Source organism: Streptomyces sp. NPDC014894, assembly GCF_043080985.1.
Classification (GTDB): Bacteria; Actinomycetota; Actinomycetes; order Streptomycetales; family Streptomycetaceae; genus Streptomyces.
Genome location: NZ_JBIBWD010000003.1, coordinates 369,677 through 382,693 on the forward strand (window position 1 = coordinate 369,677; position 13,017 = coordinate 382,693).

General features: G+C 71.7%; 10 protein-coding genes and 2 tRNA genes. 7 read left to right on the plus strand and 5 right to left on the minus strand.

Annotated elements, in window-relative coordinates:
* Positions 1 to 382: 382 nt before the first annotated feature.
* Complete coding sequence (locus tag ACF089_RS09515; RefSeq protein WP_392024107.1) at positions 383 to 1,417, minus strand: lytic polysaccharide monooxygenase; 1,035 nt, start codon at positions 1,415 to 1,417, stop codon at positions 383 to 385.
* Between the two features lie 713 nt (positions 1,418 to 2,130).
* Between ACF089_RS09515 and ACF089_RS09520 the strand changes: the two genes are divergently transcribed.
* Positions 2,131 to 2,511, plus strand: coding sequence for an ATP-binding protein (locus tag ACF089_RS09520; protein WP_392024109.1), 381 nt, complete (start codon positions 2,131 to 2,133; stop codon positions 2,509 to 2,511).
* 148 nt (positions 2,512 to 2,659) lie between these two features.
* Here the strand turns inward: ACF089_RS09520 and ACF089_RS09525 are convergent, their stop codons facing one another.
* Positions 2,660 to 3,064, minus strand: a complete 405-nt coding sequence (locus ACF089_RS09525) for a peptidase inhibitor family I36 protein (protein WP_392024111.1) — start codon at positions 3,062 to 3,064, stop codon at positions 2,660 to 2,662.
* A 364-nt stretch (positions 3,065 to 3,428) separates the two neighbouring features.
* Positions 3,429 to 4,595: a cation:proton antiporter gene (locus ACF089_RS09530; protein WP_392024112.1), complete on the minus strand. Its 1,167-nt coding sequence runs from the start codon at positions 4,593 to 4,595 to the stop codon at positions 3,429 to 3,431.
* 267 nt (positions 4,596 to 4,862) lie between these two features.
* Here ACF089_RS09530 and ACF089_RS09535 point away from each other — a divergent pair, with 267 nt between their 5' ends.
* Genes ACF089_RS09535 through ACF089_RS09545 form a run of 3 tightly spaced genes read left to right on the plus strand, consistent with a single transcriptional unit; the run spans position 4,863 to position 8,840 of the window.
* Positions 4,863 to 5,864 carry an ATP-binding cassette domain-containing protein gene (locus tag ACF089_RS09535; RefSeq protein ID WP_392024115.1) on the plus strand — a complete coding sequence of 334 codons (1,002 nt, stop codon included), beginning with the start codon at positions 4,863 to 4,865 and terminating at the stop codon, positions 5,862 to 5,864.
* Positions 5,864 to 8,320, plus strand: a complete 2,457-nt coding sequence (locus ACF089_RS09540; RefSeq protein WP_392024117.1) for an ABC transporter permease — start codon at positions 5,864 to 5,866, stop codon at positions 8,318 to 8,320. Before ACF089_RS09535 ends, ACF089_RS09540 begins: the two co-directional genes overlap by 1 nt.
* A 58-nt stretch (positions 8,321 to 8,378) precedes the next feature.
* Positions 8,379 to 8,840 (plus strand): HD domain-containing protein, encoded by a 462-nt coding sequence (locus ACF089_RS09545; protein ID WP_392024120.1) that lies wholly within the window; start codon positions 8,379 to 8,381, stop codon positions 8,838 to 8,840.
* 78 nt (positions 8,841 to 8,918) lie between these two features.
* Here ACF089_RS09545 and ACF089_RS09550 read toward each other — a convergent pair whose 3' ends face one another.
* A complete protein-coding gene (locus ACF089_RS09550; protein WP_392024122.1) occupies positions 8,919 to 10,100 on the minus strand; it encodes an acyltransferase family protein in 1,182 nt (393 codons plus the stop codon).
* Between the two features lie 445 nt (positions 10,101 to 10,545).
* Here ACF089_RS09550 and ACF089_RS09555 point away from each other — a divergent pair, with 445 nt between their 5' ends.
* Entirely contained in the window at positions 10,546 to 10,740 is a 195-nt protein-coding gene (locus ACF089_RS09555) for a hypothetical protein (protein ID WP_392024125.1), read from the plus strand.
* Between the two features lie 241 nt (positions 10,741 to 10,981).
* On the opposite strand, the gene ACF089_RS09560 is transcribed toward ACF089_RS09555, so the two are convergent.
* Positions 10,982 to 11,052 (minus strand) — tRNA-Gly (locus tag ACF089_RS09560).
* A gap of 176 nt (positions 11,053 to 11,228) precedes the next feature.
* On the opposite strand from ACF089_RS09560, the gene ACF089_RS09565 reads away from it, so the two are divergent.
* Together ACF089_RS09565 and tig are read left to right on the plus strand one after the other, a co-directional pair.
* A tRNA-Pro gene (locus tag ACF089_RS09565) sits at positions 11,229 to 11,305 on the plus strand.
* A gap of 202 nt (positions 11,306 to 11,507) precedes the next feature.
* The gene (gene tig, locus ACF089_RS09570; protein WP_392024127.1) at positions 11,508 to 12,923 is read left to right on the plus strand and encodes a trigger factor; all 1,416 of its coding nucleotides are present in this window, start codon (positions 11,508 to 11,510) and stop codon (positions 12,921 to 12,923) included.
* The last annotated feature ends 94 nt before the right edge of the window (positions 12,924 to 13,017 follow it).

A 13,017-nucleotide genomic window follows, 5' to 3' on the forward strand; every position in this document is an offset into this window, starting at 1 on the left:
CGGTTTCCCGCAGTGAATCGGACCGTTGCACCGGGGCTCCGCCTCGCCCCCGCGCGCCTCAATCGCCGGCGGGGCTGGGTGTGCTGTGCCGGGGTTCTGCCCGGGGCCCGGCGTTTCCAAGGCCGGTGGGGCTGTGGCATTCCAGCCCGTCCGGCGTTTGAGGACGGCCCCGGGCCCCGGTTTCCCGCAGTGAATCGGACCGCTGCACCGGGGCTCCGCCCCGCCCCCGCGCGCCTCAATCGCCGGCGGGGCTGGGTGTGCTGCACCGGGGCCCCGCCCCGCACCCCCCGCGCCGATCACCGCGGACCGCTGCCGACCGCCCGACCGCAGCCGTCCGCCCGCCGCCCCCTCACCGCGCGGCCGCTCTCATCGCCGTCCTGGCTCAACGCCGGTGCCGGTGCCCGTGCCCCGGGCCGCCGTCATGCCCGCCACCGGGCCCACCGGGCCCACCGGGCCCACCCTGTCCACCGGGCCCGCCGTGTCCGCCATGTCCACCGGGCCCGCCATACCCACCCCGCCCGTCGTCGTCGTACCCATCTCCCTGGGCCCGCCCCGGCGGGCGGAGCGTCGCGAGCGCGCCCAGGACGAGCAGTGCCAGCGCGGCGAATCCACCGGCGATCATCTTGAAGGAGACGCCGTTCCCGGAGTCCACCACCGCCTCGGCCCGGGCGGACGGCTTGCTGTCCGCGGCGGCCGACGGCGTGTCCAGCGCGCTGACCGGGCTCTGCTTCCCGTAGAGACCGAAGCTGCCGGTCTCCGGGGTCTCGCTGGTGAGGACCACGTCCGAGCAGGAGTAGTAGGTGTCCTGGGTGTCCGTGTTCCGCCAGACGGTATAGAGCACATGAGGCCCGGTCAGATCCTGAGGAATCGTTCCTCCGATCCGGTAGACGCCGTCCTTCGCCTCGGGGTCCTTGACCGAGGCGAACGGCTCGCTCTCCAGATCGGCCCAGCGCAGCGCCTTCGACGGGTCGTACCCCGCCTTGGTGAGGTACAGGTCGAATCTCCCTGGATGCTCCACGGTCGACCGGTACTCCAGGGTGAAGCTCTCGCCCGATGTCAGCTGGGTGGTGGGCCATTCGGCGTGGGTGATGTCCAGTCCGCGGTACGCGTCCAGACCGGCGCTGCACAGCTGCCCGTCCGGTATGAGTTCGCGATCCCGTCCCTGGACCCCGGCCACACCCACCTTGTCCCAGGCGTCGAACGTCAGTCCTCCGTTCGCGGCCAGGGCGGCCCGGCAGGCGGTCGAGTTCTTCGCCGCCTCCGTCGCGCCGCAGGCCGCGGCCCGGCTCATGGGGTCGACCGGCGCCCCGTGGGCGTGCGCGGTCCAGGGGACGGCTGTGGCGAACAGCACCGGTACGGCGATGACTGCGGCACAGCGCAGTGCGAGCGTGGTGGCGGTGCGGGGGTCGATCATCATTGGCAGACCTCCTTGTCGGCCCGGCGGCTTGCCGTCGATTACGGGTGCGCCCGGTGAAGTGTTCACTTCAGGAGGGACGGGCGAGACCCGACACGGTGACGGACAGTGCACCGGTGGGAGCATCCTGGTGGCCAAAAACGCCACCCGCAATGCCCCGGTCCGGAGAAAATCCACCGATTTCCAAGAAGTCGCCGAGGAGGGGGGAATGTCCTGGTTCGGTGGCGGCATCCCCAGGTGGGGACGGGTTGCCGCAGGGCAGGGAGAAGCCTCGGAAGATCGGCTTCCGGGCATGCGGGACCGGGAATCTCACCGAGTGGCCGACCGCGGGGCACGGTCTGCGCCGATGCGGTCGAAGGGGTCCGGCTCATCGCCCGGCGGGAGTTCCGTATCGAGCGATTTCGCGCCACTCACCGAAGCCCGTGGAGTGCGGACGGAAGGCTCTTCCACCCCGGACAGTGAGTGCTGTGATCCAGACTGTAGCGGGCTGAAAGTCGTTGTGGTGGCGAGTTCTCAACTTTTTTGGGGCGTTCGCGCCCGGGCGCCCGGCCGGCCGCGGCCGTCGGGGCGGCCTGGGATGGCACTCGATTGTGGCCAAGCGTAATCACTAGAGCGAGGTCTGGCGGGGAAGGGACTCAACCTACCGTTCCTCACCTGGAGTTATCGTGCAATTGATCGATCCGGCCTCGGCCTCAAGCTATCGGATGAACTTCACTGTGGGTGAGCATTCTCCTCGCCATCTGCGCCGTATCACCCGGGCGTATCTCCATCTCTGGTCTCTGGAAGAGGTGGTGGACGCCGCCGAGCTGGCGGTGACCGAACTGCTCGGCAATGTCGTGCGCCATGTCCCCGACCGACGCTGCGCGTTGCGTCTGCTGCGACTGCCCTGGGGGGTGCGGATCGAGGTGAGCGACGCGTGGGGCCGGATGCCGAGGACGCCCGCGGGCGGCCGGCCGGGGGCGTCGGCCCTGGACGAGAGCGGGCGCGGACTGATGCTGGTGGAGGCGGTGGCCGACCGCTGGGGAGTCGATCCGCTCCCGCCGCGCGGCAAGACGGTCTGGTGCGAGTGCGAGACGAAGAGACGCTCCCGGTGCTGAGTCCGGGGCCGGGCCCGTCGGGAGCCCGGATCCCCGCCCCCTCCTCCGGCGGCACCGCCGTCGGCCGCCGGAGGAGCGGGCGGGACCGGGTCCCACGGCCGGCGGCCGGGAGACGCGGAGGCCGGGACTCACCGGTGGAGGCCGGGACTCACCAGCACTCGACCGACGACGCGGTGTCGTTCTCGCCGGGCAGCACATTGACGCGGTAGCCGTCCCGGATGTCGTGGATGACGCCTCCCCGGCCCTCGTCGGTCCACCAGTCGCACACCTGGCCGGTGTCATTGGACCAGGACGACATCCGGTCGTCGAAGCCGTGGTCCCCGAGCCGCTCGACGTAGGTGTCGGGCCCGAGGGCGATCCCGCCGCCCGTGAAGTCGCGGTCGCGGTAGAGGCAGAGCGCGCCCGCCGGGCAGTCCGAGCCGGCGAAGTGGGCGACCGAAGCGGCGGGCGCGGCCCGGGGCGGCGGCCACGGCGAGGGCCCGGCGGACGCGGGAGCGGCGGCGAGCGCGGCGAAGACGGTCACGGCGGCGGCGATCAGCGCGGTACGGCGCACGGGGAACCTCCGGGGGAGCGGGTACGAGGGCGGTGGGCCCGTTCGCAGACCCGCCCCCGGGATACCCGGACCCCGCGATCGCATCCGCCCGCCGGGCCCCATTCACCCCAAGGTGTCCGCCCGCCCACGGGGGTTGACGCCCGATCCGGGCCACCGCCTGTTTCCGGACCGCCGCCCGCTCCGGACCACCGCCTGTTTCCGGGCCACCGCCCGCTCCGGACCGCCGTCCGATCGGGCTCCGGCGCCCGTTCCGGACCGCCTCCCGCTCCGGCCCAGGACCGCACCCCCGCCGAACGGCCCCGGCCCCGGTCGCGTACGGACGGCGGGTCCGTACACGACCGGGGCCGGGGCGCCCGTACGCGGGTCAGAGCCGGGACAGCTCGGGCTCCGGTTTCGCGTACGAGGGCAGGATCCGGGCCAGCAGGTGGGACCGGCCGGCCACCAGCGGAGCGAGCACGGCCAGCACGAGGACGTACCCCGCGATGAACGGCGAGAGCCGCTCGTCCAGCCCGGCCCCGGCCGCCATGGTGGCGAGGATCAGGGCGAACTCACCGCGCGCCAGCAGCGTGGTGGCGATGTTCGCGGTCGGGCCGGGGCCGAATTTGTAGATCCGCGCGGCGGCGAGCCCCGCGAGCACGTTCATCGCCAGCGTCACCGCGACCGCGGCCAGCACCGGCCAGAGCACGGTCGGCAGGTCGCCCGGGTCGATGGAGAGGCCGAAGGCGAAGAAGAAGATGGCGCCGAAGGCGTCCCGCAGCGGGTGGACCAGCTTCAGGATGCGCTCGCCCGACGTCGTGCTGCCGAGCATCAGGCCGACCATGAACGCGCCGATGGCGTCGGCGACTCCGAACCACTCCGACACGCCGGCCATGAAGACGGCCGCGCCCAGGAAGGAGATGACGAGCAGTTCGTCGTCGCGGGTGTTGATGAGCCGTCCGATGACCTTGGTCCCGAAGCGGGCGGCGAGCGCCAGCGCCAGCAGGAAGCCGAAGGCCTTGCCCGCGTCCATGACGGCGGCGGAGAGGCTGTCCGCGCCCGACAGGATCGGCTGGAGGGCGGCGAGGTAGAGCGCGAGGAAGATGTCCTCGACCACGATGATGCCGAGAATCGGTTTGGTCTCGGGGTTGCCGATGCGGCCGAGGTCGACCAGCACCTTCGTCACGATCGCGGACGAGGAGATGCCGAGGACGCCGGCGAGGACCAGCGCCTCCGAGGTGCCCCAGCCGAGCGCGAAGCCGAAGCCGAGTCCGGCGCCGACGTTGAGGAGCAGATACGCCCCTCCGGCCATGGCCATCCGCCGGCCGCCGGCCTTCAGATCGTCGAGGTGGAACTCCAGCCCGAGATAGAAGAGCAGCAGGACCAGCCCGAGGGCCGAGAGCATCTCCAGATCGTGCGGGTCGGAGAGCAGCACGATGCCGGGGGTGTGCGGGCCGAGAAGGATCCCGGCCAGGATGAACAGGGGAATCGTGGGCAGGCCGATACGGCCGCCGAGGCGGGCGAGCAGGGCGGCGGCGAGGAATGCGCCGCCCATGGCGATGAGAGTGTCCGCGTGTCCGATGGGTTCGTCCTCCGTTTAGGGCCGTCAAGAGGGCGTCAAGGAACCGTCAGTAATTAGTTTACCAAAAGATTGACGTTCGCAACTATATCGACTTCGCGGTGAGAGGGAAGAGCGTCCGGGGGTGGGGTTCTCCCTACCTCCGATGCGCCTGCGACCGCCATGGCCCGACCCGCCCGCGCTCCGTAGCGTCAGAGCATCAACCTGCACTGACCTGCACAGACAGCGACAACGGAGGACACGATGGGGCTGCGGCGCCGCAACCGACGGGACACCGAGGACATCCGGGGGACGGCCTCGACCGCCCCCGGCCCGTCCGGTCCGCACGACCCCCACCCCGTTCACTCCGCCACGCCGCGGTACGCGCAGGACCACCCGGCGTACCCGCCGTCGGACCACCCGGCGTACGCGCCGGGCCGGACCGGGGCGCACACCCCGGACCACCCCGCGCACGCGCCGAACACCCCGGACCACCCCGCGCACGCGCCGAACACCCCCGCCGCCGTCGAACTCGCCGGCGTCCGCCGTCAGTACGGCAGGGGCGGCGGCGCGGTCCACGCCCTGCGCGGCATCGACCTCGTCCTCCCGCGCGGCAGCTTCACCGCCGTGATGGGCCCCTCCGGCTCCGGCAAGTCCACCTTCCTCCAGTGCGCCGCCGGCCTCGACCGCCCCACCGCCGGATCCGTCCGCCTCGGCGGCACCGAGATCACCGGAATGAACGAGAACAAGCTCACCGTGCTGCGCCGCACCCGGCTCGGCTTCGTCTTCCAGGCGTTCAACCTGCTGCCGTCGCTGACGGTCGAGCAGAACGTGCTGCTCCCGATGCGGCTCGCGGGCGAGCGCCCCGACCGCCGCCGGGCCGCCGAGGTCCTCGGCCAGGTCGGCCTCGGCGACAAGGGCGCCCGCCGCCCCGCCGAGCTGTCCGGCGGCCAGCAGCAGCGCGTCGCCCTCGCCCGCGCCCTGGTCACCCGGCCCGACGTGATCTTCGCCGACGAACCCACCGGAGCCCTGGACACCACCACGGCCGCCGAGATCCTCACCCTGCTGCGCTCGGCCGTCGACGGCCTCGGCGCCACCGTCGTCATGGTCACCCACGACCCCGTCGCCGCCGGCTACGCCGACCGCGTGCTCTTCCTCGCGGACGGCTCCATCGCCGACAGCCTCACCTCGCCGGACGCGGAGCGGATCGCCGCCAGGATGCGGTCGCTGACCTCGCGCACCGCCTTCGCGGGGGCGGCCGCCTGATGTTCCGTCCCAACGGTCTGGCCCGCGCGGCCATCCGCTTCAAGCCCTCCTCGTTCATCGGCACCTTCGTCGCCCTGCTGATGACCGCCGCGATCGTCTCCGCCTGCGGAATCATGCTGGAGAGCGGGGTCAGGGCCACTGTGCCGCCGCAGCGCTACGCGGGCGCGCCGGTCGTCGTCGAGGCCGACCAGCGGGCCCACCTCTGGGTCGGCAGCGGCGAGGGCCGGTACGACGCCCACGCCGAACTGCCCGGCCGGGCCCGGCTGGACGGCGCCCTGCTCCGCACGGCCGCCGCCGTCCCCGGCGCGGCCCGAGCCGTACCCGACATCGCCTTCTCCGTACGGGACGAGAAGGCGGCCCTGCCCGCGCAGAACTGGGGATCGACCGCCTTCACCGGCGTCGCGCTCCGCTCCGGGAACGCGCCGCGCCCCGGCGAGGTCGTCCTCGGCGGCGGCGCGCGGATCGGCGAGCGGGTCACCCTCGAAACCCCCGCCGGAAGCCGGGGCTTCACCGTCTCGGGCCTGACCGGCGGCGGCGCCGGAGCCTGGTTCGCCGACGCCGAGGCCCTGAACCTCGCCGACCGGGCGGGGAAGATCGACGCCATCGCGGTCCTGCCCGAGCGGGGGACCGAGCCCCGCGCGCTCGCCGCGGAGCTGACCTCGGTCCTCGGCGCCGGCGACGACAAGCCCCGGGTCCGCACCGGGGACGCCAGGGGAGAGGCCGAGAGCTCCGCGCTCGCCGGGGCGAAGGAACTCCTCACGGGGCTCGGCGGCTCCTTCGGCGGCATCGCCACGATGGTCGCCGTCTTCACCGCCGCCGGCACCGTCGCGCTCTCCGTCGGACTGCGGCGGCGCGAGTTCGCCCTGCTGCGGGCCATCGGCGCGACCCCGCGCCAGGTGCGCCGCTCGATCGCGACCGAGGCCCTGCTCGTCGCCCCGGCCGCCGGCGCCCTCGGCTGTCTGCCCGGGCTCGCGCTGGCGACCTGGTGGTTCGGACAGCTCCGGGACAAGGGCGCGATCCCCGCCGCCGTGGAGCTGAGCGTGTCCTGGATCCCGCTGACGGCCGCCGCGGGCACCGCCGTCGTCACCGCGCTCCTCGCCGGATTCCTGGCCGCCCGCCGCCCCTCCCGGATCAAGCCGGGCCAGGCGCTGGCCGACGCCTCTGTCGAACGCCTCGGATTCGGCTGGATCCGTACACCGCTGGGCATCGCCGCGCTGGTCGGCGGGATCGTCCTCACCAAAATCGCCGCCGAGGAGACGGGGAGCGCCGCGGCGGACGCGGCGCTCGGCGTCGTGATGACCTTCATGCTGGCGGTGGCCCTGCTCGGCCCGCTCATCGCCCGGGCCTGCGCGGCGCTCTTCGGACTGCCGCTCCGCGCGGCCGGCGCCTCCGCCTCGCTCGCCGCCGCCAACTCGGCGGCCAACGCCCGGCGGCTGGCCTCCGCGATCACCCCGATCGTGCTGGCGACCGCGTTCGCCTCGGTGCTGGTCTTTCTCCAGACCAGCACCGACCGGGCGACGGAACGCCAGCAGCGCGCCGGCGTCACCGCCGACCATGTGGTGACCGGCCGCGACGGCACACTGCCGCTGGACGCCCCCGAGCGCGCGGCCGCGACCTCCGGCGTTTCGGCGGCCGTCTCCCTGCTCCGCACCTCCGTCCTGGTCACCGCCGACTCCGGCCCCGACGTCTCGCTGCTCCAAGCCTCCGCACAGGGCGTCGGCGGCCGCGCGGCCGATCTGGCGAAGGTGCAGGACCTCGGGGTACGGGAGGGCTCGCTGCGGAATCTCGGCCCCGGGAAGGTCGCGCTCGACGCGGCGCTCGCGGACTCGGCCGGAGTCGGCGTCGGCGACCGCTTCGACTTCCGGCTCCCGGACGGCACGGCCTCCCGCGCGAAGGTGGTGGCCCTGTACGGACGCGGTCTCGGCCTCGCCGAGGTCACCCTCCCGGCGGCCGCCCTCACCGGCCATGTCTCGTCCCCGTACCCGAACGATCTGCTGGTACGGGGGACTCCCGCGGCGGCCGGGGCGCTCGCGGCGCTGGGCACGGTCCACGACCGCGACGGCTATGCCTCGGCCCAGAGCACGGAACGTGAGCTGAACGCGTGGGCGAATACGACGATGGCGGCGATCCTGGGCGGATTCGCGGCCGTGGCGGCGGCGAACACCCTGGTGATGACGGTGCTGGACCGCCGTCGTGAGCTGGGCATGCTGCGGCTGATCGGCTCCACCCGCAGGCAGGTCATGGGCATGATCCGCTGGGAGGCGCTGCTCGTCGCCGTCATCGGCCTCGCGCTCGGCACCGGCATCGCGCTGGCCACCCTCATCCCCATGACGAACGGCCTCACCGGCGAGCCGCCGCACATCCCCCCGCTGCTGTACGGCTCCCTCGTCGCCGCGATCCTCGGCCTCTCCCTCGCCTCCACCGCGCTGCCGGCCCGGACGGCCCTGCGCACCTGAGCGGCACCGGCCGCCCGATCGAGGGCGGGGGAGGGGAGACGGCCGTAGAGTCGGTGGCATGTCCCAGCCGCTGACCCTCGCCCAGGTCGAATCCATCGCCCGCGACGCCCACGCGGGACGGACCGACAAGTCCGGCCGCCCCTACGCCGAGCACATCGCGGCGGTCGCCGAGGGCGTCCGCGCCCGGGGCGGCAGCGAGGAACAGATCGCGGCCGGCTGGCTCCACGACGCCCTGGAGGACCATGTCCTCTCGCTGGAGTGGCTCCAGACGGCCCCGCTCCACCAGTCCGTCAAAGACATGGTCCTCGCCCTCACCCGCGGTGAGGGCGAGGACCTGGAGTCCTACACCCGGCGGATCCTCGCCACCCCGGGCGCCCTCCTCGTCAAGGAGGCCGATCTCGCGAGCAACACCGACCCGGTGCGGCTCGCCGTCCTCGACGAGCCCACCCGCACCCGGCTCACCGAGAAGTACGCCGCCACCCGCGCCCTGCTCGGACTGGCCGAGGGCTCCCAGCCCTGACCCGGTTTCCCGGAAACGGACCCGTTCCGGGAAACCGGACCCGGCGCTCGGGCCCCGACCCAGTGCTCGGGCCCCGATCTAGCGCTTGGGCCCCAGCTCGGCGGCGTCCCGCCGGAACGCCCACTCCATGTCGGGCTCGGTCGCCCAGCGCAGCGCCCGCCGCACCGGCGGGGTGCAGAACAGGGTGACCATGACGGTGGTGACCAGCGTGAGCAGGATCTCTCCGGCCGGATCGCTCAGCCAGGCGTTCGCTTCGAAGAAGCCCGTGTACTCCGCGGCCTTCAGCGGCAGCCCGTGCAGCAGATAGCCGCAGATCGTGCCCACCCCGAGCGCCGTGAACCAGGTCTTGCGCCGGGGGACCCAGGCCAGGAACCCGGCGGTGAGCAGCACCCCGAGCGCGAAGATCGCGAGGGTCGTCACCACCCCGGTCCACCAGGGCATGCCCAGCTCCTGGGCGCTGTCGGAGCGGTAGAACCAGCCCAGCTTCACATGGGGCGCGACCCAGTACGCGAGAGCCAGCGTCACGGCGAAGAGCGGCACCGCGAGCATCCGCACCTCCCGCCGCCGCACCAGCTGGAAGTGCTCCGGCTTCAGCACCAGCCCCAGCACGAAGAACGGCAGGAACTGGAGCACCCGCTGGAGGTTCAGGTCCTCCCCGATGTTCGGCGAGATCGCCGCGAGACAGGCGATCACGATCGCGACCGGCAGCGGACGGCGGATCTGCCGCCACAGCGGGGCGGTCAGCCGCCAGACGAACAGCGCGGCCAGGAACCACGTCAGATAGAACGGGTCGAGCAGGCTGATCGGCTGATCGGATCCCTTGTCGAGCCACCGCCTGAGCAGGGTGTAGACCAGCTCGAAGACGACATACGGCAGGGCGATGCCGGTCAGCAGCCGTCTCAGCTGGTGCGGGCGCCCGGAGTAGCTTCGGGAGAAGTAGCCGGAGATCACGATGAACGCCGGCATGTGGAACGTGTAGACGACGAGGTACAGCGCCCGTGTGGCACGGCTGCCCTCCATCACCGGTTCCCATGCGTGCGCGATCGCGACCAGCACGATGGCCAGGTACTTCGCGTTGTCGAAGAACGGGTCCCGCCCGGGGGAGGCGGCGGCCGGGGCGGGCCGCGAGGCCGTCTTCGGCGTGGTCAGAACGGCGGTGGCGCCACCGCTCGTTCGGTCTGTGGGGACTGTGGGGGTGGGGTCCGGCTCCCGGGCCTTGGGGCCGGGGGCCCTGCGATATCCATGCGGAGCGTGGAACATTCGAGGCACCTTAGCCGTGAGGAATCGAATTCGTAAAACCCCCTACGAGTTCCTCCTATTGGATTCCTAAACCTCCGCCAACTGTCCCCTATGCCCCAATTAATCCTCCTTAAATGGTGCATTTCAGCACGACTTTGTGACCCTGTGAAATATCTCCCACCCCATGTTTGAATTTCTCGTGACCGTTGTGTGCCCGCATGGCAACGATCAAGCCGAATTCCCCGCCCCGCCGTTGCCCCCGTACGGGTCCCGGACGGCCTTCCGGACGCCGCGTCCTGCGGCGATGGCGGCCCGTGGCCGGTGGATGGCGTGATTCCGCCCCGGACGTTCTGTCAGGTGGCCGCATACAACGCGCTGTTGGTGGCACGATGGTCTTGAGGCAGGGGTGTGCAGGGCCGCATGGCCCCGGCCGGTTGTGCGGGACCGACCGAGGGTGTGATCAGTTGTGGCCATTTCACTGTCCGTGGTGCTGCTGTTGGGAATCATCCTCGTGATCATGATTCGCTCCGGCCAGCTCAAGGGCGGGCCGGTGATCGTCCCGATACTCTTCGGCTTCTTCCTCGCCTCGTCGGGCATGGCCCCGTCCATCGAGCGGTTCCTGAACTCGATAGCGGCCACGATCAACGACATCAGCTTCTGACGGCGGAGAGCCGCGGCCGATCGGGTGTGAACCACCGGTCGGCCCTTCGCCGTGTCCGGGGCCCGGCCGCGTGCGTCGGGGCGCGGTGCGGAAAGGGCGCGGCGCGGAAGGGGGCGCGGCCTGCATTCGGTCGCGGTGCGCATCGGCGTCCGGCGGCGATGCGGCCCGGCGGCGGGGCAGGGCCGCGAACGGCCTCGGGCCCGGTCGCGACGGAGGCGACCGGGCCCGAGGGCGTGAAGAGAGCGGGCGACGGGAATCGAACCCGCGTAGCTAGTTTGGAAGACTAGGGCTCTACCATTGAGCTACGCCCGCATGCGTCGCACCGCAGGTCATGGGCGGATCGCCCGACCGCGGTACGAGAAGCATCGTAGCGGGTCCGGGCCCCGGGTCGCACACCCCGTTCGGCCGCCGCTCCACTCCGCGGCGAAGCGCCGTGAAAATCCCGCGACCGCTCTGTCGGCGAACATGTACCCTACGTGTCGCACCGGCGGGGTGTGGCGCAGCTTGGTAGCGCGTCCGCTTTGGGAGCGGAAGGTCGTCGGTTCGAATCCGGCCACCCCGACCACGATCGTCTTCGACCCCCCACAAGATCGCGTTGTGGGGCTCATCCTGCGTGCGGCTACTATGCAAGCTGCGTGCCCGTGTGTCCGGCGATGAGTCCGACCGAGTGAGACGACTGAGACGACGATCCGGGCCGATCGGCCGAGCCGCCGCCTGTGCGGCGGATGCGGCAGAACCCCAGAATCAGCCACCAAGGAGACCGAACCGTGAAGAGCGCCGTGGAGACCCTGAACCCGACCCGGGTTCGGCTCACTGTCGAGGTGCCCTTCGAGGAGCTCAAGGACAGCCTCGACGCGGCGTACAAGAAGATCAACCAGCAGGTCACGGTGAAGGGCTTCCGCAAGGGCAAGATCCCCGCCCGGATCATCGACCAGCGGTTCGGCCGTGGTGCTGTGCTGGAGGAGGCCGTCAACGAGGCCCTCCCGAAGTTCTACACCGAGGCGGTCAATGAGGCGGAGATCAACCCGCTCGGCCAGCCCGAGGTCGACATCACGGAGCTGAAGGACGGCGAGACGCTGAACTTCACCGCCGAGGTCGACATCCGCCCGGCCATCGAGATCCCGGACTACTCCGGCATCGAGGTCACCGTGGACGCGATCGAGGTCACCGACGAGGACGTCGAGAAGGCCGTGGAGGAGCTGCGCGAGCGCTTCGCCTCCACCACGCCGGTCGAGCGTGCCGCCGAGGACGGCGACATCGTCACCATCGACCTGGAGGCCAAGGTCGAGGGCGAGGTCCTGGAGGACGGCGTCGCGACCGCCGTCCAGTACACGATCGGCTCGGGCGAGCTGCTCGACGGCATCGACGACGCCGTGAAGGGCGTGGAGGCCGGTGGCGAGGCCACCTTCACCTCCCAGCTCAAGGGCGGCTCGGCCGAGGGCAAGGACGCCGAGGTCACCGTGAAGGTCACCACGGTCGCCAAGCGTGAGCTGCCCGAGCTGGACGACGACTTCGCGCAGCTCGCGAGTGAGTTCGACACCCTCGAGGACCTGAAGGCCGACAGCCGCAAGCGGCTGGCCGGCATGAAGCAGTACGACCAGGCCACCCAGGCGCAGGAGCGCGTCCTGGAGAAGCTCCTGGAGCTGGCGGAGGTGCCGATCCCCGAGAAGCTTCTCGAGGACGAGATCAACACCCGCAAGCACAACCTGGAGCACCACCAGCTCGGCCAGATGGGCCTGGACCTCGCGAAGTACCTGGAGATCCAGGGCAAGACCGAGGACGAGTTCGTCGCCGAGACCAAGGAAGCCGCGGTCAAGGGCATCAAGACCCAGTTCATCCTCGATGAGCTGGTCAACCGGGAGAAGCTCAACGTCAACCAGGAGGAGCTCACCGAGCACCTCATGCGGCGCGCCGCTTCCTCCGGCATGAGCCCGGACCAGTTCGCCCAGGCCGTGGTCGAGGGCAACCAGGTGCCGATGCTCGTGGGCGAGGTCGCCCGCGGCAAGGCGCTGGCCCTGGTCGTCGAGGCCTCCAAGGTCCTGGACACCAACGGCGAGGTCGTCGACCTGGACGACGAAGAAGAGACCGCTGAGACCACGGAGACCGCTGAGGTCGCCGCCGACGCGGACGACAAGGCCGAGGTCAAGGCCGACGAGAAGGCCGAGGACAAGCCGGAGGCCTGAGCCCCCGACGACCCTCTCAGCCCGCACAGCCGTGCACAGGGCCCGGACGCCGCCGCGTCCGGGCCCTGTGCCGTACCGAACCCGCCGATTCCGC